Raw genomic sequence first — 23142 nt, 5'->3', positions numbered from 1 at the left:
AAATCTTTATGGACAACTTCAAAGTTTTTTAAACTTTTGAGGTTATCCTGTATTGAGACTGATTTTTGAATTGGAGGCCATATGAGCTACATTGTACTAACAGATTCAGGGTGCGACCTCGGAACATATTTTCTGGACAAGCCGGAACACGATCCCATAGGCCTTGTTATAAAGACAAGCAATATCGAACTGATCGAGGATTCCTGGAGGACTGTCGGTTTCAAGGAATTCTACGACAGCATGAGAAATGGCGATATGCCTACAACCTCGCAGATCACTCCAGCCATGTATCTCGGATACTTCAAAGGCTCTCTTGATAAAGGCCTTGATCTCCTGTATCTTTCATTTTCTTCCATGTTAAGCGGGACTTTCGGTTCAGCAAATGTTGCTGCAGGAATCCTAAAGGAGTCATATCCTGAAAGGCGCATAGAGATCGTAGATACGAAGTGTGCATCCTCCGGACAGGGACTGCTGGTGCAGCTTGCCCTTCGCAGGCAGTCAGAAGGCGCAACCTTTCAGGAAAACCTGGACTATGTCGAGAAGATGAAATACCACATAAACCACGTAGCTACAGTCGACGACCTCAACCATCTGAGGAGAGGCGGCAGAATATCGGCATTATCAGCTACATTCGGTTCCATGCTGTCAATCAAGCCAATAATACATATGGACAGCGAAGGAAGCCTTAAGGTAATCGACAAGGTTAAGGGCAGAAAAAAATCCCTGAACACGCTGTACAGCTATTTTGAAAAGAACCTCGATCCTGAAGTGGGCATTGAAGCCTTCATATCGCACGGTGACTGTGAAGAAGATGCTGCATATATAAAGGAACTTATAGAAAAGAATCACTCCGATGCCAAGGTAACCCTGTTCCCTCTGGGAATGGCAATCGGATCGCACATCGGACCAAACGGAGCATGCCTCTTCTTTACCGGAAAAGACCGAACCAAGAAAAACCCGCAATAATTTTGAATTATTTTAATCAAAGAGCGGCACTTGCGAAAGTGCCGCTCTTTAAATCATATTTGTTATTCAACACCCTGTTCTTCGAATATACCGACTAAGTTGACTATTACCTTCACAGCCTTTTCCATTGCCGGGATTGATATGAACTCGAACTTTCCATGGTAGTTTTCACCGCCAGTGAAGATGTTCGGGCACGGCAGCCCCATGAATGAAAGCTGCGCACCGTCAGTGCCGCCTCTTATAGGCTTCACTATAGGCTTCACCTCTGCCTTTTCCATTGCCTTCAGGGCATTGTCTATCAGGTACATGTTAGGCTCTATCATCTCTTTCATGTTCCTGTACTGATCTTTAATTTCAACAGTTACGGTGTCTTGTCCGTGCTTTTCGTTTAGCTGCTCGGCTGCAGCCAACATCTTCCCTTTCTTTGCCTCGAAAGTATCCGGGAAGAAATCCCTTATGATGTAGTTGAGTACGGTCTTTTCCACAGATCCGCTGAAATCATTGAGATGGAAGAAGCCCTCGTACTTTTCCGTCATTTCAGGTGTCTCAGATTTGTCGAAGTATGAAGCATACTCCATGGCAAGAGCAATTGAATTGATCATCTTTCCTTTGGCTGTGCCAGGATGCACATTTCTTCCATTAAATGTGACTTTTGCAGCTGCTGCATTGAAGTTTTCAAATTCAAGCTCGCCCTCGGGACCTCCGTCAATAGTATAAGCAACCTCCGCTCCAAATCTTTCAACATCGAATTTATGCGGCCCTCGTCCTATTTCCTCATCAGGGGTAAATGCCACCATTATATCTCCATGCAGCATATCGCTTTTGGAAACAATGATTTCAAGCGCCGCCATTATTTCAGCTATCCCCGCCTTGTTGTCTGCCCCAAGAAGGGTAGTCCCGTCTGTAACAATAAGTTCATGACCCTCATATTTCTTAAGGTCAGGAAAATCAGCAGTTTTAAGTACTATCCCGAGACCCTCATTTAGCACTATATCTCCACCTGCATAGGTAAGTTCCCTTGGAGATACGTCTTTTCCGCTCATGTCAGGTGAGGTGTCAAGATGGGCTAAAAATCCAAGTTTTTTAACCTTCTTATTTGTATTACCCTTCAGGTATCCGAACAGATATCCGTTTTCATCCAGATTTGTCTCAAGCCCTAATGCTTTCAGTTCTCTTTCAAGCTCTTCAGCAAGTATCATCTGACCCTTAGTCGACGGAATGCTTGTGCTTTCTTCATCAGATGTTGTCTCATATTTTACATATTTTAAAAGGTTTTCCTTTGCTCCCATTGTATCCTCCTATTTCTTCACGCTTCCTTCAAACAAAGGCTTATACATCCTTCTTCTGTCAAGCGACCAGATATTGTCAGTGAATGTACCGCCCTCAATATCCTTTGTAGCATTCGTAATATCAAAAACCCTCGCATCGATCATATCAATATGATGCAATATCTCAGCCTCCAGGATCATCGGCTTTACAGGGCTTCCAAAATCAGGCTCATAATGATGACTCAGTACCATGTGTTCAAGGATCATGCTGATTTCCTTCGGTGTTCCAAGCTCCATTGCAACCCTTTCAATGTTCTTCACTCCCTGGGTTATGTGGCCAAGCAGAGTTCCCTCAACCGTATACTCGCTCACTATTCCAAGCTCGGTCGAGTCCATTTCATTAAGCTTTTCCATGTCATGGAGAATTATACCCGCATAAAGCAGGTCAGTATTGATCTCTTCATATATCTGAGATATTTTCATGCCCAGTCTTAGCATTGTCAGAACATGGTAAAGCAGTCCGCTTCTTATCGAGTGGTGGTTCCTCTTTGCAGCTGGATAATACATCAGCTTTTCCTTGTTCTCTTCCATTATTCTAAGCACAAGGCTCCTGATGTGTGTGTTCGCCATACCTTTTGCAAATCCCTCAATTTCACTGTACATGAAATCAGGGTCAAGCGGTGCAGCCACAACAAAGTCCCTTGGATCGACGTTATCCTTGGCATCTACTGTCCTTATCCTGTCCACCTTGAATTGCAGAGAATTCTGGTAGCTGGTGACGGTTCCTCTCGCCTTGATGAGCATTCCAGCCTTGAAGAAATCCTCTTGGTCGTATGGCACATCCCATAGCTTTCCAGATATTTCACCTGTCACATCTCCGAAGATGAAGTCCAGGTATTTCTTGTCATTTGAATTTGTGGTCTTGAGGTCCACCCTCTTGATTATGAAGTAACAGTCAAGCCTGTCACCAGTTTCAAAGTCCCGTATTTTTCTAATCGATTGTTCCATCTGCTACTCCTTGCCATTAACATGGTATATAATTAATTATACTAGATTATACTACAATACCAACCGGAGAAGGCTTTCAAAGCAGAAATTTTGACTCTCCAGGTAAGGAGGCACCATGAGGATCGAGATGCCAAAAGGCGCAAGATTCATAATCGGAAGGATACTTCAGGAAGGTTACGATGCTTACCTTGTGGGTGGGTCCATCAGGGACGTCCTTCTCGGGAAGAACCCAAAAGACTATGATATCGCAACTTCAGCTACACCTGAATCAATCATCGGAATGTTTGAAAAGACAGTTCCAATAGGCATAAAGCACGGAACCGTAGAGGTTGTAACCGACGACGGTTGTTTTGACGTGACCACCTTCAGAAGTGAAGAAGGCTACATCAACAAGAGATACCCGGAAAATGTCCGATTCATAGAAGACCTGATTGAGGACCTCAGAAGACGGGATATCACAATCAACGCACTGGCCTACAATGATGAAAAAGGACTCATAGACCCGTTTGGCGGCTTCAATGACCTTAACCACAGGCTAATCAGGGCAGTGGGACATCCTGTCGAGCGTTTCAAGGAGGATGCCCTGCGTATACTCCGGGCTGTACGGCTCGCAACCACCCTTGACTTCAACATAGAAGAGAGTACTCTTCTCGGGATAATCGAGGAAATGGACGGTCTCGTATACATCAGCGTCGAAAGGATCCGGGAAGAGATATCCAATATCCTCATGTCGGAAAATCCCGGAAGAGGCATGCGGATGCTCTTCGAGCTAGGACTGATAAAGTATGTCCTTCCTGAGCTGTTGCCACTGGCATCATTCAACCAGTTCAACAGGTACCATGACAAGGATGTCCTTGGGCATACCCTGGAGGTGCTTGACAGGTGTCCTAGAAACCTTCACGTTAGGCTTGCGGCACTATTTCACGACTCAGGAAAACCAAGATGCTTCACGATAGACAAAGACGGCGTGGGCCACTTCTACGGCCATGAGAAGGAATCCGCATCAATTGCCAGGGATGTGCTTCAGAGACTAAAATACGACAACCGGACCATTCATCTTGTAGACAAGCTTATCTCGCTGCATATGGTCCCAAGCGAGATGAAGAATGAAGTGAAGCTCAAGAAATTTGCAGTCAACATGGGGATTGCAAACATACCGCTTTTCCTCGGCCTCAAGAAGGCTGACCATGGCGGAAAACCAGACATCGGTGGAATTCACGCCTCAAAGCTCATTGAATTCGAGAAACGACTGAATGAAATACTCGAAAGAAACGATCCATTGGAGCTTAAGGACCTTGCCGTCAACGGAGACGACCTCAAATCCATAGGCATCAAAGACGGCAGGCTAATCGGCAAGCTCCTGGGAATCCTATTGGAAAACGTCCTGGAGACACCAGGCCTTAACACAAGAGAACGACTTCTGGAAATTGCTGCCAGGGAGGCTGAGAATGACAATAGAGGCAACTAATACAATAATCACTCTTTTTATTCTCGCAGGATTCGGATTTGTGCTTAAAAAGCTCAAGGTTACCGACCAGCGGGTAGACAGTTTCATATCTACATTCCTTGTAAGCTACATAGTGCCGGTAACCATGTTCCATACAGCATTTACCAGCTTCACCCTGGAACATCTGAAGGTATCCTGGAAAGGTGTGCTTCTGGTCATAACATCTATGGTCATTGTAATCATAATATCATCCTTCACCAGCCGACTTCTCAAACACAACATAAAACGGGGTGGAGCGTTCATTGCGATGAGCACCTTCTCCAATACCATATTTGTCGGACTTCCAATAATAACAGGGCTTTTCGGTGATGAAGGCGTACCATACCTTCTCCTTTACTATATGGCAAATACTGTCATGTTCTGGACCGCCGGAAACTACCTGCTCTCAAGGACAAAGAAAAGCAGCGGATTCTCATTCACTGTCATAAAGAAGCTTCTTAATCCTGCAATACTTGGATTTCTGCTGGGCCTTGCCGCACTTTTCATGGACATAGCTGTACCGGATTATATCATTAAGAGCACCGAGTATCTGAAGGATATGCTGACACCTCTTTCTCTCATTTATATGGGAAGCATTATAGGCACACTTACCTTCAAGAATCTTGGGAATCCGTTGGATACGATCCTCATAATACTGTTCAGGTTCGCAGTATCGCCTCTGGTTGTAATCCTTCTGTTCAAGCTTGTCCCGATGCCGTTGCTTATGCAGAAGGTATTCATAATAAGCGCTGCACTTCCGGTAATGGGCCAGGTATCTATAGTATCCGGAAAGTACGGAGGGGATTCTGGATTTGCTGCTTTCATGACAGCATTTACCACTTTCCTATCTCTATTTACAATACCCCTGTACTTCATGTTGTTTACTCTCTTATGAAATATTATTTCACTTTGTTATTATAGATTTATCATATGTTTTACTATTGTATAATGATGTTATTTTGTACACCAATTAAATAATTATAAGATGGAAATTAGATTTTCACTCGATTTTAAATATCGTAAAAATATTCCATCCATATTTCGAGCATTTTTTGTTTTAAATAAAAAATATCCAGAAATTTTATCTGCTCATAAAATACTTTTATTATATATGTGTAAATATCGTACATTCTAATTGGTTACCAAGAGATATATACGTACAACCGTATTCAAACTTTGATCAGTATGAGGATGATTTTGATTTTGTCTTTCTAAGTTTGTAATTGAAATATTAATTCAGCAGTATTGAATATCAGCGAATCCATGACTGCATTTCAAAGTTTTCATTTGATTCGTATAATTTAACAATTTATATCAATTTAATAATTGGTACTACCAGTCTCCTTGATATTCAAGGAAAATCATTATCCGTTAGATGAATAGTCATTAAATCATCAAAATGAAAAAAAGGACCCTTGCAGGTCCTTTTCTTTTCTTCGTTACTTTCCTTCTGGTCTTCTGTCAGAATTCAGAAGAAGGTTGAGGATATAGTTGTTGAGACTCCTATTATCCCTCTTTGCTTCCTTCGTGAGTTCGTCCTTGAGATCCATTGGAAGTGTCAAAAGAATCCTTGTCTTATCTTTTCCTACTGCCATTTGAAACACTCCTATCGTTTTCCAAGATAATATAATGTTATTATACTTCAAAACAAAATAACTTTGAAGAGCAAATTATAAAGTAATACATAATTCTTTTCCAAGTGATACTGAATAGAGTATTATTTCGCTTACTTTGAGTCCAGTTATTCGCTCAAGTGCATTTTTATAATATCTCATCTGCTCTGTGTACCTTTCTTTTAGCGTTTCTTCGAAGTTGCTGATATCAACATGGTCTGTCTTGTAGTCTACTATGACAAGCCCCAGATTCTCTTTAAAAAAGGCATCGATGACTCCCTTAACCATGGTCTCACTACCTTCATATCCCATGAAGAATGGAATCTCCCGCTTCAGCTCGCCTTTGACTGCTGCTGCCGCCATTCTTTTTCCGATGTCAGTATCAAAAAGCATTTTAAGCTTCCATGGATTTACTCTGGAAGCTTCCGATGGTCTGAGCAGCTCTCTATCCACAAGCTCGTCAACCTGACTTCTCAGTTCATCCAGTGATACTTTAGAAAAGTCGAGATGTTGAAATACCTTATGGAAAGCTGTACCAAGCTCCGACCCGGTAAGTCCGGTCTTCTCCATCATGAAAAGTGGTCTTTCGATATGTTCCTCCTCCACTACACTGATCCCTTGAATATCCTCTTCGTCCTGAGCCAGCCTTTTCAGCTCGGAGACAGTTATTTTGGAAGCCATTGCGACATCCTTGGCATAACCATACTCATAAGAAAGCCTTCTCATGATTTCAAATGAGGAAGAAGGTTCGGACAGTGAGTCTATGGTCAGAACATATTCTTCTGGTAGTTTTGGCGTCAATCCCTTCCTGAAGAGATCTTCAGCGCGTATGAATTCAAGGGAAAAGCTTCCCTCATCAGTATACGCACCGATCCCCTCGTTCCTGTAATCATCCATTGATTTGTGCTTTAAAAGTACAGGCATTATCCAGTCGAGGAAACTTCCCGACTTTAGGACCTTGTCTTCAGGCAGCCTAAGGCCAGCTCCCTTTGAAAGCGAGTTCCACCTCTTGATTACAACTTCCCTGTCTCTTACATTTCCAGTTATGTATAGTCTCTCCTTGGCTCTGGTCATGGCAACATAAAGGACCCTCATCTCCTCGGAAAGGCTCTCAAGCATCATCCTGTCCTTGATGGCTTCCCTGAAGAAGGTAGTGCACTTTATCGACCTTTCCCTGTCAATGTACATGGGTCCGAACCCGAGTCCCGGGTGAAAAAGGACATCCTTTCTCTGGTCCATCCTGTTGAACCCCTTACCTGAATTGCTGATGAACACTATGGGGAATTCAAGACCCTTTGATTTATGGATGCTCATGACCCTCACCAGGTCCTCATTCTCACCGAGGATCCTTGCTGCTCCGATGTCACCGTTCGTCCTCTTGAATTTGTCGATATACCTGATGAAGCTGAACAATCCCTTGCTTCCTGAATCCTCGAACTGGCGGGCTTTCTGGAACAGCATCCGAAGATTTGCCTGCCTTTGTATGCCATCTGGCATCGCTCCTGCATAGTCATAGTATGAAGTGTCGGTGTATATGTACCATATGAATGAATCGAGAGGCAGCGTTAAGGCCATATCCCTGTACTCGGAGAGCCTTTCGAGGAAGCTCCGGGCTTTTTCCCCTATTGATTCAGCTCCTGATTTCACAAGGCAGTTATATAGGTAATCATCCTTGTCCAGAAGCCTTACTGAAGCAAGCTCCTCCTCGCTGAACGCGAACATCGGGCTTCTTAGAGCAGCAAGGAGTGGCACATCCTGAAGCGGATTATCAATTATCCTCAGCAGTGAGACCATGGTCCTTACTTCTACAGTTTCAAAGTATCCGGTGCTGTTATCGGCAAATGCAGGTATCTCAAGCTTCGAGAATTCCTCAAGGAATATGTTGGCACTTACAGAAGTTGCCCTCATCAGTATGACTATATCCCTATAGCTGGCCTTTCTGAAGCCGCCTAGCTTCCTGTCATATACTTTTGCAGGATTATCACCAAGGACAAGCTCCCTTATCTTTTTACCAACCATTATCGCTTCGAGCTCTATAGCCTTGTAGTCTGAAATGTCAACTCCATCTTCCATCCCGCTTTCTTCATAAGCCTCAGGTTCAGCTGCTTGTGATTCTTCCTCCGGAAGAGAGGATGTTTCAACCAGAATGATCTCAACCGGCGGATCTTCACCATCATCATAATGTCCGGCTCCAAAATCAAGGGCTTCATCATCCGTATAGTCAAGTTCACCCGCATTCGAGCTCATTACTCCCTTGAACACAAGGTTAACTGCAGACAATATGTTCCTTCTGCTCCTGAAGTTCTTGTATAGCAGTACCTTTCTGTTCCTATCTTGTTTTTCCGGGCTGTATGTCCTGTATTTTTCAAGGAACAGCTCAGGCCTTGCCTGTCTGAACCTGTAGATGCTCTGCTTTACATCACCTACCATGAAAACATTGGGGTCCTTCTCATCCTTTCTTGACACCATGCTGATGATAACTTCCTGCACTTCATTGGAGTCCTGGTATTCATCAACCATTACCTCCCTGAATTTAGACCTTAAAGCCAGGGCTGCCGGAGATGGCACTGCCGTTCCTTCCTCATCAACATTTGAAAGTATCTTCAGGGCAAGCTGCTCCAGGTCATTGAAGTCAAGCAGTCCCTTGTCGCGTTTCCTGGCATCGTAAGCGGCTATGAACTCCTTCTCGATAAATGACAGATGCTTCATAAGCGGGTCAAGCCTTCTCGCCATTTCAAGCGTGTCGCTTCCTGACTCCTTGAAGAATGTCTTTGAAAGGTCCTCAATGAATTTCTTGAAATCGCCCCTTGCTTCCTTGACATCTTCTGCAACGGATTTGTCATGCCCCCTTGCAGCAGTACCCAGCCTGGTCCACGACTTTTCCATCAGCACAGACCTTATTGAATCATATTTGTCTGTACCTGAGAACGCATCCTTCAGCTGCCTGCAAAAAATCAGATCCTCAAGGAACATGTCATCATACTTCGATATCCCGGCGTTTCCACGAATGGTCTCTATTGCATTTTCAAGAGCCTGCACATGAATTTCAGCCATCCTTGCGAGGTTATTAAGCACTTTCCCATAGACAGGCAGCCTTTCAATGGCACCCTCCGAAAGGTCATATCCCCTTCCAGCTTCATCAAGCCATTTTCCAGGCCAGGGATTGCTCATCACAAACCTGTGAAGGTCAAGTACCAGTGCCTTGAGTCCGGAATCATCCTTCTTGCCGCCATACGAATCAACGAGGGCTATGAAGCTATCCGCGCCTTTTTCGTACTGTTCCTCAAGCAGCTGGTCGAGAGCCTCTTCCTTCAGTATGCCTGATTCTGTTTCGTCAGCTATCCTGAACGCCGGATCCAGGTCAATCAGGTGGAAGTTGCTCCTTATAAGTTCAAGGCAGAATGAGTGTATTGTGGTTATGCTGCTCCTCCCAAGAAGGGTCAGCTGCCTCTGGAGGTGAGAATCCGATGGATTCTCTTCCAGTGCTTTCTCTATGGCATCTCCGATCCTTTCTCTCATTTCGGATGCTGCCGCATTTGTGAAGGTAACTACAAGGAGTGAGTCTATGTCAGCCTTGTCCTTCGTGACTATTCTTATGATCCTCTCTACAAGCACGGCAGTCTTGCCTGAGCCTGCAGCAGCAGCAACCAGGAGGTTACTGTTTCGCGCTTCTATGGCACTGGTCTGCTCATTCGTCCATGCTGCTCCCATCTTTAGTCACCTCCCTCAACGGTTTCCTTCATGCTGCTCCACAGATCTTCAATTTTCATCGGTGCAATTTTCCTGTATTTGTTACCTGGCATCCTGGCATCAAACTGGCATATGGCAGAATACGTACAGTATGTACATGGGATCCTGTCTCCGTTTTTCGCCGGAAGCACGGTTATGCTGCCCGACACCATTTCCCTGAGTATCCTTCTGATGCTTTCCGTAGTATACTCCCTTAACGTATCAAAATCCGCTTCAGTAAGTATGGTTGCCATAGTCTTGTCCTTCCTGTTGGATTTTGACACCACTTCACCTGATGAAGTTATCTTTGCCGGGATTATAAGTGAATAATCACCCATTTCCCTGTCCATAGACCTTACTACGCTGGCATCCTTAAGGATAAGCCCCTTCATCTGGAGGGACTTGAACACCTCACGCTCTATTGTATCCGTATCCAGAGACAGGCTTCCATCAATTATCGGGTCATCCATCCTGAAATACAAAATGGCTCCGGGAATTGCGCCGCTCTTCAACAGGATATCAGAATTTTTCAGGACCACATCCAGATACACAAGAAGCTGCATCTGAAGTCCGTAGAATACCTCTGTGATTGATACGTCTTTTGCTGAGGATTTGTAGTCAATGATCCTGATATAGGATTTCCCGTCAAGCTCAAGCACATCAACCCTGTCTATCCTTCCTATCAGGAAGACGTCTTCACCCTCTCCGTCCAGCTCAATCTTCAGTGGTGGAAGAATCCCGTCCATGCCAAAGCCGAGCTCATTGAACCTTGGTACGAAATCTCCTTTGGATATCTGCTTGGTTATCGTATCCACAGACCTCATGAGGGTTTTTTTGATCTTTTCCCCCATGTGCCTGTATCTTGGACTTTCCTTGTATATCGCATTAGTTGTATCTATGGCTTCGTCAACCAGCCTGCTGATGCTTTCATGTATGAACTCACGGTCAGCTTCTGCGATTCCACCTTCGAGCCCCTTGAGGTCCTCCGTAAACCTGTCTATCACCCCGTGCATCAGCGTACCGATATCAGGCGCAGTTATCTCGTGCAGGACCCTGTCCTTAGCCTTCATACCATACTGTATGAAGTATGCGAAGGGGCACTGGGAGAACCTCTCCAGTCTTGATACTGAGATTTTCATCTCATCGCCGTAGAGTCCCTTTATGGTTTTTCGAGGAAGCTTCTGAGCCATATTCGAATAAGCAAGCCCCCTGACTGCAGTGTCAAGTCTTACAGCATATTCCGGTTTCTCGCAGAACCATCTGTAGACCTCTCCCCACAATGTTTCCACAGCCTCCCCCTGATAGTTCCTTCTCATCTCATGGACAAGCTGATTGAACGTCGGATCCGGTCTAGTAACCTCATCCAATCCAGCCAGATCAGCCTCAAGAGGTCCCTTAGGTACCTCTTCGATAAGATCCGGAAAGATTTTCTTAAGTCTGTTGACCACCTGCGAAGGTCTAAGTGACTTGCCTTCAAGGTCAGACGATGGATAGCTTACAAATACAAAGCCACTGGCAGTAGTCAGTGCCGTATAGATCAGGAATTGCTCATAGACTGACCTGGTTCTGGAGTCCACAGAAATCTCCACACCCTTGTCCTTCAGCGCCATCTTGTCGCTGTCGGTGAATATGCCTTCATCCTTGATTGCCCTTGGAAAGACCCCGTCGTTAGCACCAAGGATATAGAGCCCTTTTGTACCGCCGCTCCTTATCCTTGCTACATCTCCGAGAATGACCTGATCAAGGGTCAACGGAATAATTCCTATTTCATAGCTGCCTACCGCAGCCTTCATCATTTCAAAATAAACCGAAAGTTCAATATTCTCTTCACCGAAAACAGTAGCCATATCATCAAGAATAGAGTTGATGCCACTTAGCACTTCCCGGTATTCGGTTAGATCCTGTTCCCCTGCAGACCTTGCGGCAGCTGATGCCTTATTGATCACTCCATTTTCTTCCATATGATTGAAGAGGGCTGAAGTGACATCCCTTGCATCCTTGCATTCGGAAAGCCTGTCCTTCAGGCTTGAATATGTTCCGGCAATCCTGTCTCTCATTTCAAGTACGTCCGATACATATTTCGAATTCAGCTCGCTGCCTGTGATGTTTGGGTATGAGAATTTCCAGTCGCCAAAGAAATGCCAGCTGCCGAGGCCATGTGCGAGGACATAGTTTTCAAGCAAATCAGCTTCACCTGTTGTGATTACTGACAAGCCTGTCTTAAGCATCCTGAAAAGTGGCTCGTAGGCAAAGCCTGAAACCAGTGTTTCAAGCAAGGACAAAATATATATTGATATCGGACTTCCTACTATGCTTCTTCGCTTGTCCAGAAAAAGCGGAATCCCATACTCATTGAAAATGGACTGAGCTATGCTAGAATACGAGTCGATGTCCCTGCAGAGTACAGCCATATCCCTGTATCTCAGACTCTCATCCTCTCTGACCCTTCTGGTCATATCCTTTGCAATCCTCTCTACCTCGTCATAGCTGTTCTGGGCCTTATAGATTGATACTGAACCGATACTTCCGTTCAATGCCTTGTTCGGATACCTGAAGAACTCAGCTTCAAGATGCTGCAGCTCCCTGTTTCCGGAGAGCCTCGCCTGCCCCGGATTGCCAAGGATTACCGGTTTCACTATGGAAATTCCTGACTCCTCTGCAAGTCTCATTACCTTTCCTTCAGTATCTCTGGTGATGCTGAACACATCTCTATCTCCTGAATCATAGTAATCCAAAGTCAAAGCCAATGTGACAGAGGCTGAAGACTCCATGAGCTTTCCAATAAGCTTCAGCTGCATCACCGAAAAGTCATTGAACTCGTCGATATAAACCACAGAATCCTTAACGAACTCAGCCTTCTCCAGCCTCTCTACGGCATATCCCGCCTCATCAGTAGAATCCACATTGTTCCTGTGCAGATCCTCTTCATACTTTTCATATATCTTGCTGATGTCCTTAAGCTTTCGTTTGAGCTCGCTGTCATCCGTCTCCTCGGCTGCTGATGACAAAACCACAGAATCCACATCGAACCTTCTCAGTTCATCTATGAGGTCTGCAGCAGTCTGGGCAAAGCCGCTCCTCTTTGAGACACCTTTATAGATCGTCAAATCATCCCTGGTGTCACTTAGTGCCTTTGCTGCAAGCATTACCTTGCCAGTCGAGGAAATCAGGTCGTGAGTCGCACCTCCGACAGTTCCCAGGACCTTTCTTACAAGGGTCCCGAAGCTCATTACCGCAACCCTCAGCACGGCATCAGAAGGAAGCTGTCTCAATACCCTCTGCTCGGTCCTGAAAGTATACTGTTCAGGTACAATCAGGATGAACCTTAAGTCATTATCCTTCATCCTATCCCTTATCTCATTGAATACAAAGGTGGTCTTGCCGCTGCCGCCTCTCCCGTATATCAGCCTAAGGCTCATGCTTCCACATCCTTCAAGAATTTCTCATCTTCCATTATACTATAGGCAAGTCCTGATTATGTCGCAATTGACACATCTAAGCACCAAACAATAATTATTATGATTTTGTAAACAATGTCGATTTAGTGCCATTTTGGTCTATAATTATTATGTGGTGCATAATGAATTGTCTGCAGGAATACCCCGCAGAGCTTCGCACAATACTAGAAAATCAGGAGGATCGATATGTTAAGTAAAAGATTGGTAGATGCTATTAACGACCAGATAAACTATGAGCTTGAATCCTCATATATTTATCTTTCCATGTCCGCTTATGCGGAAGCTACAGACTATCTTGGATCAGCTGCATTCTTCAAGAAGCAGGCCCAGGAGGAAGTAGGTCACGCAATGAAGTTCTTCGGATTCCTTAACGAGACAGGCAACAGAGTGCTTCTCTCAGGAATCAAGGGACCAGAGGTAGAATTCGAAGGCTTCGGAGACCTCTACAGAAAGGCTCTCGAGCATGAAAAGTCAGTAACCGCAAGAATTCATAACCTTGCTGACATTGCTGCTGAAGACAAGTCACATGAAGCATCAAGCTTCCTGAGATGGTACGTTGACGAGCAGGTTGAAGAGGAAGCTACTTTCAACATGATAATTGGAAAGCTCAAGTTTGTTGAAGGCTCCAAGCAGGGCGAATATCTCCTTGACAAGGAAATAGGCTCAAGAGCATAGTCAATTAAATTCTCATGAATAATCGGCACACCCCTGCAAAATCTTGCAGGGGTGTGTTTTTTTACTCTCCATCCAGGGCATCAGATATTGCAAGGAGTATAACCTTGCTGCTGTAGGTTGCACCTGATACCAGGTCCTGCCCGACCTTCTGGGTCAGGACGACCCTGGCTGGCAAGGTTTCAGCGCCCTTGCCCTGTCCGTTGTCATGCTTAATTAACCTGATGGCTTCTATCCTGTGGCCTTTGATATCTACTTCTACATCAGCGCTTACCGGAAAAGCGCTGTAGCTTCCTTTGTATGTCCCGTCTGAAAGGCTATTTAGGTCAGGCTCCTGTATTTCTGTTTCAGCCAGACCTTCCAGGTTCTTCTCGGATATCTTGGTCATAATGAAAATTCCAGCTGCAAATAGTGAAACGATGACAAGAAGTGCTACAATGATGCGTTTCAACGTTTTTCCCATATAAATATCCTTTCCCGCAAATCGCGGCATCCAAAGCAAATATACCTCTTTAACATATAAAAATAAAGATATCTGAAGATATGTTTTTTAAATATCATGCAAAACTTCTGGTTCAGCAATTTAGAGGTCATATTATTCACATTTTTTTCACATGCGATTAATATTAACGTTATATTCTAAATATAACGAAATTGAAATGGAGGTTCTTGTTATGGAAGAACTGAAAAAGATGGCATTGGTCACATTAGGTGCTGCATCGGTATCATTTGAGAAGCTTGACAAGACAATCCAGGATCTTATTGAAAAAGGCAATCTCACTGTAAAGCAGGGCAGGGAACTGAGAGAAGAGCTCATGAAGAAGAATGAGGAGGCCAAACCAGTCACTCACAAGGATGTTGAGGAATTCATTGATTCCCTTGAGCTTGTATTAAGGGAGGAGTTCGATGAACTCAAGGAAAGGGTAAGGAAGCTGGAGGAAAGATAGCGGGAGCTCGAGGAGCGAGTCATGGGTGAAGCTGAAGACAGGAAGAGGAACAAGCGGTTCAGGGAAATCGTAAGGGTCCTGGGAGCCTACGGATTCGGCCATGTCATCAACACGAAGTTCAGGGCTGAAAGGGTGAAGAAGGATCCTGAGAACCTAAGGCTGGTCTTTGAGGAATTAGGACCGACCTTTATTAAAATCGGCCAGATATTATCCACAAGACCTGATATTTTACCCCCTGAATATATTACCGAGTTGTCAAAGCTTCAGGATTCAGCTCCATCATTCTCCTTTGACACTGTACAGGAAATCATTGAAGCGGACCTTAATAAAGACATAGATCAGCTCTTCATCTCAATTGATAAGGATCCTGTTGCCTGTGCATCCGTGGCTCAGGTACACAATGCGGTGCTTGTTGACGGTACGCCGGTAATCGTTAAGGTCCAGCGGCCTGATATCGAGAACAAGCTGCTTGAGGATATGGACATTCTGATAGGAATAGTAAAAAAAGCACCTGATACCCTTAAGGATGTTCTTCTCGATCCTGTTGAAGCACTTGAGGAAATCAAGGAGACCACGAAAATTGAGCTTGATTTCAGGAATGAAGTATCCTTCATGATTAGATTCATGCATGACAATAAGGATATCGCATGCATCAGCGTACCGAAACCTATAGATGGAATGTCTACAAAGCGTGTCTCGGTTCAGGAACGCATAGAGGGTATAAAAATAAGCAGCAAGGAAGCGCTTATCAAGGAAGGCTATGAACCGAACGAGATTGGGAGAAAGCTTATATTGTCTTTCCTCTATCAGGTCTTCAACAATGGTTTCTTCCATGGTGATCCTCATCCCGGCAATCTCATCATAAGTGGAAGAAAAATCTACTATATCGATTTTGGGATCATGGGTGTTCTCGACTCGTCATCAAGGAGGGCTTTCAACGATCTGCTCAGGTCACTTGTATCCGAAGACATAACTCAGATAGTCAACCTGATCCTAATCCTTGGGATACAGAAGGGACCCGTGGACAGGAACAGGCTTCATGACGATATTGAGAAGATAGTCCATAACTACGCCCATTCAAGCCTCAGGAATTTCCAGGTCTCATACCTCTTCAAGGACCTGTTTGAAGCGGCCAGGAAAAATAACCTAAAGCTCCCCAGGGAGTTCACCATACTTCTCAAGTCACTGCTGATACTAGAGGGTGTGCTGTCTGACCTTTCACCTGATATCAGCATCATGGAAATCGCAAGCGCATACATCAAGGACATGACATCTGAAAAACTGGTTCCTGATATCAGCCTTGACCTTCTTATGATCAAGGGAATGAATTTTATGGTTGACTCGGTTGGTATCCCTTCACAGGTATCGACCATACTGGACAACTATATCAGCGGTAGAGGTAAAGTACGAGTGGACATAACTAACCTTGATGAAAAGTGGGTTGATTTCAACAAGATGGTAAACAGGATGGTTTTCGCACTCATAACAGCTGCTATCATAATAGCTTCAGCGCTCATCATAAGGGTTGGTGCAGATTCTGCGGTTAGAGGCGTATCCATCGTAGGCATATTGGGATTTTTCCTGGCAGGTCTCCTGGGCCTGTGGCTCCTTATCTCAATCTTGAAATCCGGAAACATCTGATTACATTGTGGGTATCAGATGTTTCTTTATTTTGTTTGCGTTGATTTGAAGTACAAATTCAAATAAAATTATGCTATTGGAATTAATAGAGGGAACTGAGGGGTATTCTTATGAACAACATGGAGCTTAAGGCCAAAGTTGATAAGGCAATGGCTGATATCATAAGCGCAAAGGGCTTTGCCGCACCGGTGGATGTACTTATTGAGATTGGAATCCTGAGCAGAAAAGATTATGACGACTGGCGGTCCGGAAGGGTACCCTATCTGGAAAGTGTATGCAGGACAAATCTCAGCAAGCTTTCAATGGCGATGCACGAAATAAGGTCATATGCTGACAAGAACGGACTGAAGCCTTCCTGGACAGCATACATGCATAAAGGGAAGCCCCTGAGATTCAGCAGATCCTCTGATGAGAAAATTGAAAGAAGCTATTCCACACATTATGTTTCCAAGAAGAAAAAGGAGCAGACATGAAGTCATTCGATAATACGGAGTCGCCAAGGGTTACACTGCTCGCCAATTCAGGAATTATGTTGGAGTACAAAGGAACAAAGCTCCTCATTGATGGAACTCCAGGAGAAATACACGGTTATTTCAGCGGATTATCGGATGAGGTCCGTAATGATCTTCTTGAAGGCAAAAAGCCGCTTTTCAGGGACATAGACATTCTTATGTATACCCATTGCCATCATGACCACTTCTCGCCTGAAGTTACAAGAGCATTGGTAGAAGGTCAAAGGACAAGGTACCTGATGATGCCTGACAAGGACAGCAGGCCATTTGTCCGATTAAGGGAATCTGCAGATATGAATGAAGCCAAATTGTGGCTTCTTGACATACCTTTGGGAAAAATAGCAGGCTATGAGCTTGATGGTATCAAAATCGAAGCTTTCAGAACCATGCATGCCGGCGAGTTGTACAGGGAAACCGAACATTACTGCTATCTGATTGAACTGGGTGACAAAGTAATACTCATAACAGGAGACTCCGATTACGATCCGGATTATTTCAAGACCATGCTTTCAGGAATTCGGATTCATGCCGTTTTCATCAATCCGCTCTTCCTCAACAGGCGCGAAGGAAGATTGGCACTCACGGAATCCATTAGGCCAGACAAGATAGTAGTATGCCATATACCCTTTGAAGGCACACCTGGTACTAACCTCAGGAAGATTGCAGCAAGGGATGCTGTGAAGTACAAGGAAATATTGCCTGAAATAATCTTGTTGCAGGATGAGCTGCAGGAGATTTTCCTTTAGCCACAGTCAAGGGCTCGCCATATCAATATTGGCGAGCCCTTTATATTCTTAAACTATCACACTATTCTGTTGACCTTAAGCTTTAAGCTGAACTTATCTGTAGATCTCTTTTCCTACATCCTCCATGTCCAGCTCCAGATATTTCTCGATGACCGGAACTGCAAGCTCCTTATCAAATGAGCAGGCTTCATAGAATCTGTCGAGAGCTGAATCAACATCAGCTGTTCTCCCCTTTGGCGGACCTCCTGATGCAGGTTCTGTCATGAACCTCTTCGGCAGCCTGTCATCCTTTCTCCTGAAGCCACGCTCATAGTTCAAGGCTCTTTCGAGCGCAATTACTCGCTCAGCTGTTCTGAGAAGGTCAGCCTTGTCTATTTCAGCTCCGGTTGTTGCAGACAATATCTCTGCCAGTGTGGTTGCGGTCATCTCTGTGTTGATTACGTTGAAATCACATATCCCAGCCAGGTTCGTAACTACGAACATCTCCTTGACTGCCTTGAGCCAGGACTTGTCCTCAGAATCACTGAAGGGGTCCTTCGGCTCAGTCACTCCGATATCCGTGTAAAGATATCCGAATGCGTCGATGGTAGCTGAATATGGCCTCATATGGCAGGCTCCGCGTTCGCTGGTTCCAAAGGCTATAGTCATTGATGAGGAGCCTCTTGGGTCTGTCGCTGAAATCTCCATTCCCTTTACGGCCATGACATAATCCATCGCATTCCTGCCGATCTTTAGCGCTGCCGCATAAGAGCCGTCTGCAAAAACATCTCCGCAACCTTCCCTGAGTCCCATCTTCCTTATCATCTCAACCATGGCAGGACCGTTTCCGAAATTCATTTCAAGGCCGTCAGTATCATCCTTTGTTATGATCCCCTTTTCGTACCACTCCATTATGGCGCTTATCGTAGCTCCTCCTGAAATGGTATCGAAGCCATAGAGTGTCGTGTAGTAACCTGCCATGCATATGCTTTCATAGTCATCAACTCCGCACCTCGGTCCGAATGCAGCAAGGCTCTCGTACTCCATCTCCCCTACCTCAATATCCCCCATGGTCACATACTTATGGCAGCCAAGCTGGCAGGCATAGCATGCCCTTCTCCTGACATCATATTTGTCAGTATCGTTCCAAAGCATGTGAGGCAGGACGTTTGCTATCTTTTCGAACTGGTTCTGCAGCATGTTCCTTGTAGGAAGCAGTCCGAAGTCATTTGACCCGCCTACCCATGCCGGTGTTCCATATCCATGGACAGGACCCCAGGTATAGGTTTCTTCACGAAGCTCCCGGTTAGCCTTTCTGTATGCCTTCATGAACGCATCCTTGTCTGCCACCTCTACACTGCCTGAACCTCTTACAGCCACTGCCTTCAGGTTCTTTGAGCCCATTACTGCACCGGCTCCGCCTCTTCCGGCAAAGCAGTCGTCGCTGAAGATGCACGCAAGGCTCGACAGCTTCTCACCTGACTGACCTATGCAGGATACCTTGAAGTCTTTGCCCTGCTCGTGTAGAATCGCCTCAGTTGTCTCCCTGGTGTCTTTTCCCCACAGGTGAGATGCATCCCTCAATTCCACCTTATTGTCATCTATAAGAAGGTATACAGGCTTTTCAGACCTGCCTTTGAACACGATGCTGTCATAGCCTGCAAACTTCAGCTCAGCACCGAAATGACTTCCCATGTTCGAAGCGCCTATCGTATTGGTCAATGGAGAAAAGAAGCATACGCTGGTTCTTGATGCAGATGGAGTTGGCGTACCAGTAAGCGGCCCTGTATTGAAGCTCAGTATGTTTTCAGGAGAAAGCGGCTTAGCGTCATGCGGTGCTTCAGCCCATAGCAGAGCGATGCCGTAGCCTTCTCCGCCAAGGTATTTTTTGATATATTCCTTGTTCAGTGCTTCCTTGACGACAGATCCTTTAGTCAGGTCAACCTTTACAACACAGTCCCTGTAACCTTTCATGCCGCACCTCCTACCATGACAGGGCTTGTCTCGGACATGCACTTACGCATTCCGGCAAGCCGCCGCAAAGATTGCACTTATGTGGAGTCATCTCCCCTGTAACCTCTGACATTATGATGGCATCATACGGGCATGCCGCTGCGCAGGCACCGCAGCCAATACAGCCTTCTCCTAATTCAACCGCACCAGAATATGCATTCCTTGCCATTGCACCTGTTGGACACGCATATACGCATGGCATGTCGAAGCATTGCTGACAGACAACCAGTTCAAAGGTTCCAAGCTTCTCCTTTTCCTTAACCTTGATACCTGTGGCCGATGGGGCTACGAATCCCTGATGGACCAGTGAGCAGACAGCCTCGCAGCTTCGGCATCCCTGGCATACATCAGGATTTGTCCTGAGTTTGATAACACCTGGTTTCAAATCATACACCTCCTGTTTTAATGATATGTTAGCCTCCCCCTCCTACCGGGAAGTACAATATCTCATCACCATCCTTCAAAACATGCTTTCTGTCACTCAGTACTCCATTGATGCTGATGCGAACCCAATCGCCGCTGACCGGAATTCCAAGCGCCATGAACACTTCTCCCGCTGTCACACCCTCACCAAATTCTATGGTTGTTCTCTTGTAACCCGCTGCAGATGCAAGCAATCCTGACAGCCTTATTGTTACATCCAATGAGTTCACCTCCGAAATGCAAAAAAGGACCCACAACAACCTAAAAGTCGTCATGGCTCCTTTTCAATAAGGAAGGCGGGGGATCGCTCCCTTTGCCCTGTCGGTCCGCAAGGCCGCTGGGGTCCTGCGGACTCGGAGCATGAATTTCCATTTTTTAATTTAAACAGGATTGCCTCATATATAATCCAATAGTAATTCCTTATATCCAGAATAAAGCCTGTATCTGGTATAAAGTCAATATGCTTATTTGAATGCTACAGGTATCTGAAGCCTCAGGAACATCTCCCTTCCACCTTTCTCAAGCACAGGCAGCTCAGCTAAAACTTCACAGATATAGTCTCCGACTATCAGATAGCCGTGTTCCTCGATTGAGTCAAGCAGCCTGTTCGCATATTCCTCTTCCTTATCAAATGCATCGCAGTATATGCAAAGGTAGTTTTTAGCAGGTATTTCGGTTATGTGCTGCTTGTCTATGAATTCGCTGTCTACAAATACAAAAACCTCTGTTGAGATGAATTTCCTTTGGATTAGGTTTTCCTTTCTCAGGATAGTACCTGCGTTGCTGAAATATACCTGAGGAAGCTTGTTGGCAATAATGCTGTTCTTCAGCTCTCTAAGTATTTTCTCGTATATCTCGATACCTGATCCATAGAAATTGATCCTTGAATCGATGCAGTAAACCTGCCTGCTTTCAATGTGTTCAAGGATGACAGTTCCATCAGGCGGCGCCGATTCATACCTGTGAATGTTGCTGATTGCCCGTTCAATTGCTCTCCTCTGGCATTGAAGGTCTCTGATTTCTTCATCGATCTGAGCATTTTTCTTGATAAGAAGCTTCCCTATTGCTGAAATATCCTTCCCTGACAGATGGTCCCTTACATCACAAAGGCTCATACCCATTGACTTCAAGTACTGTATCATATCCAGCCTTGCACTCTGCCTTATGTCATAGTACCTGTAGCCATTCTCCTCATCACGTGCACAGGGCGACAGGATTCCAAGCCTGTCATATAGCCTCAGTGTCTGTTCTGATACATGGTTTATCTTTGCCATTTCCCCTATCTTCAACAGTTCCATGATCTACACCTGCCTTTAAAAACATTATAGCAGATATAAAGTTTGAATATTAGAATCCACTTCCCCATAGATACCATACCGCAAAATATGCGGATATTACTGCGGCAAGTGTGAACGGGACGCTGATTCTCATGAAGGATCCGGCTGAAACCTCAATATCTTCATTTCTCAGAAGTCCCAGTGCTGTTATGTTTGCTGAAGCGCCTATGGGTGAAATGTTACCACCCAGGGTCGCTCCGCATATCAGACCGAAGTATAGCAAATGCGGTTCCATACCCAGCCTTGAAGCCATCACTCCAACTACAGGAAGCATGGTCGCAACATATGGAATATTGTCGATGAACGCTGAGAAGAATACTGATGCCCAAAGTATAATACTGTACGCAAGGAACACATTATCTCCAGCGAAGCCTGAAATAAGGAATGATGCCTGGTCTATTATCCCTGCATTGCTTACACCCTTTATAACTATAAAAAGCGAAGCAAGAAGTACCAAAGTAAAGGCATCTCTGCCTTTTATGAGGCTCCAGGCTAAAGATAAATCCTTTTTCTTCGCCATGTCCCGAATTATTCCGATAACCATAAATATAATGCATATCATTCCATTGGTTAATGGCGGCTTGTCAGGGAAGAATGAAGCTGCTGACAGAAGTATGATTACTGCCGCAATCAGTAAGGTTGGTACATAATCCTGAACCTTTGTCAGAGGTCCGCCGATTATCTCCTGGTCATAGTCCCTGAACAGGTAAAGCATGACCTGAATTGCAAAAAGCATCCCCAGCTGCACCACGAAGAACAGTCCCGGCCTTCCTTCAAACCAGAAGAAATCCAGAAAGTCCATGCCAGCATGGCCTCCAAGCATTATTGAGGTTGTGTCTCCAACCATGGTCGCAGCACCCTCAAGGTTTGACGCTATCGCAATGGAAACGACAGCCGGAACCGGAGAGATCCTCAGCTTTTTTGAGACAGTTATGGCTACAGGAGCAATCATCAGGACAGTGGCAACATTATCCACGAATGCGGATATTCCTGCAGCAAGCACCGCTAGCACTATTATCGCCCACTTCACATCCGGCATCTTCCATATTATAAGGTCGGCAAGCCTTGCCGGCATTCCAGATTCAATGAACAATGGTACTAGTCCCATCATGCCTCTAATCATGAGGATCACATTCCAGTCAATTGCCGGCAGCACCTCGTTTAATGGAACATACCCAAGCAGCACGAACACAGCAGCAGATAGAAATGCCACCTGAGCTCTGGCTTTAGGCAATGCAATTATGAGGAGATATGTAATCATAAGAATAACCAAAGCCTGGTACATATAACACACCTCTCTGACTAGCTTCAGACCATATCAAATACTAAATCAACCAGGATTCA

General features: G+C 45.0%; 19 protein-coding genes. 8 read left to right on the top strand and 11 right to left on the bottom strand.

The window, feature by feature from the left end:
• The first annotated feature begins 81 nt into the window (after window positions 1-81).
• A complete protein-coding gene (locus J2Z34_RS10610) occupies window positions 82-966 on the top strand; it encodes a DegV family protein (RefSeq protein ID WP_209459840.1) in 885 nt (294 codons plus the stop codon).
• Window positions 967-1028: 62 nt separating this feature from the next.
• Here J2Z34_RS10610 and pepT read toward each other — a convergent pair whose 3' ends face one another.
• Both pepT and J2Z34_RS10600 read right to left on the bottom strand, forming a co-directional pair.
• On the bottom strand, window positions 1029-2255 hold the full coding sequence (gene pepT, locus J2Z34_RS10605) for a peptidase T (protein WP_209459839.1): 1227 nt from the start codon (window positions 2253-2255) through the stop codon (window positions 1029-1031).
• A 9-nt stretch (window positions 2256-2264) separates the two neighbouring features.
• On the bottom strand, window positions 2265-3242 hold the full coding sequence (locus tag J2Z34_RS10600) for a 3'-5' exoribonuclease YhaM family protein (protein ID WP_209459838.1): 978 nt from the start codon (window positions 3240-3242) through the stop codon (window positions 2265-2267).
• A gap of 115 nt (window positions 3243-3357) precedes the next feature.
• Here J2Z34_RS10600 and J2Z34_RS10595 point away from each other — a divergent pair, with 115 nt between their 5' ends.
• The gene (locus J2Z34_RS10595) at window positions 3358-4710 is read left to right on the top strand and encodes a CCA tRNA nucleotidyltransferase (RefSeq protein WP_209459837.1); all 1353 of its coding nucleotides are present in this window, start codon (window positions 3358-3360) and stop codon (window positions 4708-4710) included.
• Window positions 4691-5623: an AEC family transporter gene (locus tag J2Z34_RS10590; protein ID WP_209459836.1), complete on the top strand. Its 933-nt coding sequence runs from the start codon at window positions 4691-4693 to the stop codon at window positions 5621-5623. The genes J2Z34_RS10595 and J2Z34_RS10590 overlap by 20 nt, the downstream gene beginning before the upstream one ends.
• A 544-nt stretch (window positions 5624-6167) precedes the next feature.
• Here J2Z34_RS10590 and J2Z34_RS10585 read toward each other — a convergent pair.
• The 3 genes from J2Z34_RS10585 to addB all read right to left on the bottom strand — a co-directional run bounded on the left by J2Z34_RS10585 (window position 6168) and on the right by addB (window position 13489).
• Entirely contained in the window at window positions 6168-6323 is a 156-nt protein-coding gene (locus J2Z34_RS10585) for a DNA-binding protein (protein WP_209459835.1), read from the bottom strand.
• A 75-nt stretch (window positions 6324-6398) separates the two neighbouring features.
• Complete coding sequence (gene addA / locus J2Z34_RS10580) at window positions 6399-10052, bottom strand: helicase-exonuclease AddAB subunit AddA (protein WP_209459834.1); 3654 nt, start codon at window positions 10050-10052, stop codon at window positions 6399-6401.
• Window positions 10053-10054: 2 nt separating this feature from the next.
• On the bottom strand, window positions 10055-13489 hold the full coding sequence (gene addB, locus J2Z34_RS10575; protein WP_209459833.1) for a helicase-exonuclease AddAB subunit AddB: 3435 nt from the start codon (window positions 13487-13489) through the stop codon (window positions 10055-10057).
• Between the two features lie 225 nt (window positions 13490-13714).
• Here addB and J2Z34_RS10570 point away from each other — a divergent pair, with 225 nt between their 5' ends.
• Window positions 13715-14203, top strand: a complete 489-nt coding sequence (locus tag J2Z34_RS10570) for a ferritin (protein WP_209459832.1) — start codon at window positions 13715-13717, stop codon at window positions 14201-14203.
• A 61-nt stretch (window positions 14204-14264) separates the two neighbouring features.
• On the opposite strand, the gene J2Z34_RS10565 is transcribed toward J2Z34_RS10570, so the two are convergent.
• Window positions 14265-14663, bottom strand: a complete 399-nt coding sequence (locus J2Z34_RS10565) for an FMN-binding protein (RefSeq protein ID WP_209459831.1) — start codon at window positions 14661-14663, stop codon at window positions 14265-14267.
• A 211-nt stretch (window positions 14664-14874) separates the two neighbouring features.
• On the opposite strand from J2Z34_RS10565, the gene J2Z34_RS10560 reads away from it, so the two are divergent.
• The 4 genes from J2Z34_RS10560 (at window position 14875) to J2Z34_RS10545 (ending at window position 18046) form a co-directional block, all read left to right on the top strand.
• The gene (locus tag J2Z34_RS10560; protein ID WP_209459830.1) at window positions 14875-15147 is read left to right on the top strand and encodes a hypothetical protein; all 273 of its coding nucleotides are present in this window, start codon (window positions 14875-14877) and stop codon (window positions 15145-15147) included.
• Window positions 15148-15168: 21 nt separating this feature from the next.
• Entirely contained in the window at window positions 15169-16788 is a 1620-nt protein-coding gene (locus J2Z34_RS10555) for an ABC1 kinase family protein (protein WP_209459829.1), read from the top strand.
• 110 nt (window positions 16789-16898) lie between these two features.
• Entirely contained in the window at window positions 16899-17261 is a 363-nt protein-coding gene (locus tag J2Z34_RS10550) for a hypothetical protein (protein WP_209459828.1), read from the top strand.
• Window positions 17258-18046, top strand: coding sequence for an MBL fold metallo-hydrolase (locus J2Z34_RS10545; protein WP_209459827.1), 789 nt, complete (start codon window positions 17258-17260; stop codon window positions 18044-18046). The genes J2Z34_RS10550 and J2Z34_RS10545 overlap by 4 nt, the downstream gene beginning before the upstream one ends.
• A gap of 93 nt (window positions 18047-18139) precedes the next feature.
• Here J2Z34_RS10545 and J2Z34_RS10540 read toward each other — a convergent pair whose 3' ends face one another.
• The 5 genes from J2Z34_RS10540 to J2Z34_RS10520 form a co-directional block, all read right to left on the bottom strand.
• Window positions 18140-19999 (bottom strand): aldehyde ferredoxin oxidoreductase family protein, encoded by a 1860-nt coding sequence (locus tag J2Z34_RS10540; RefSeq protein ID WP_209459826.1) that lies wholly within the window; start codon window positions 19997-19999, stop codon window positions 18140-18142.
• Between the two features lie 10 nt (window positions 20000-20009).
• Window positions 20010-20423, bottom strand: a complete 414-nt coding sequence (locus J2Z34_RS10535; RefSeq protein ID WP_209459825.1) for a 4Fe-4S dicluster domain-containing protein — start codon at window positions 20421-20423, stop codon at window positions 20010-20012.
• Between the two features lie 28 nt (window positions 20424-20451).
• Complete coding sequence (locus J2Z34_RS10530) at window positions 20452-20682, bottom strand: MoaD/ThiS family protein (protein ID WP_209459824.1); 231 nt, start codon at window positions 20680-20682, stop codon at window positions 20452-20454.
• A gap of 243 nt (window positions 20683-20925) precedes the next feature.
• Window positions 20926-21759, bottom strand: a complete 834-nt coding sequence (locus J2Z34_RS10525; protein ID WP_209459823.1) for a MerR family transcriptional regulator — start codon at window positions 21757-21759, stop codon at window positions 20926-20928.
• A gap of 49 nt (window positions 21760-21808) precedes the next feature.
• Entirely contained in the window at window positions 21809-23083 is a 1275-nt protein-coding gene (locus J2Z34_RS10520) for an ArsB/NhaD family transporter (RefSeq protein WP_209459822.1), read from the bottom strand.
• Window positions 23084-23142: the final 59 nt, after the last annotated feature.

This window comes from Youngiibacter multivorans (genome assembly GCF_017873395.1).
In the GTDB taxonomy this organism is placed as follows: domain Bacteria; phylum Bacillota; class Clostridia; order Clostridiales; family Clostridiaceae; genus Youngiibacter; species Youngiibacter multivorans.
This window is presented reverse-complemented; position numbering and strand designations above follow the sequence as displayed.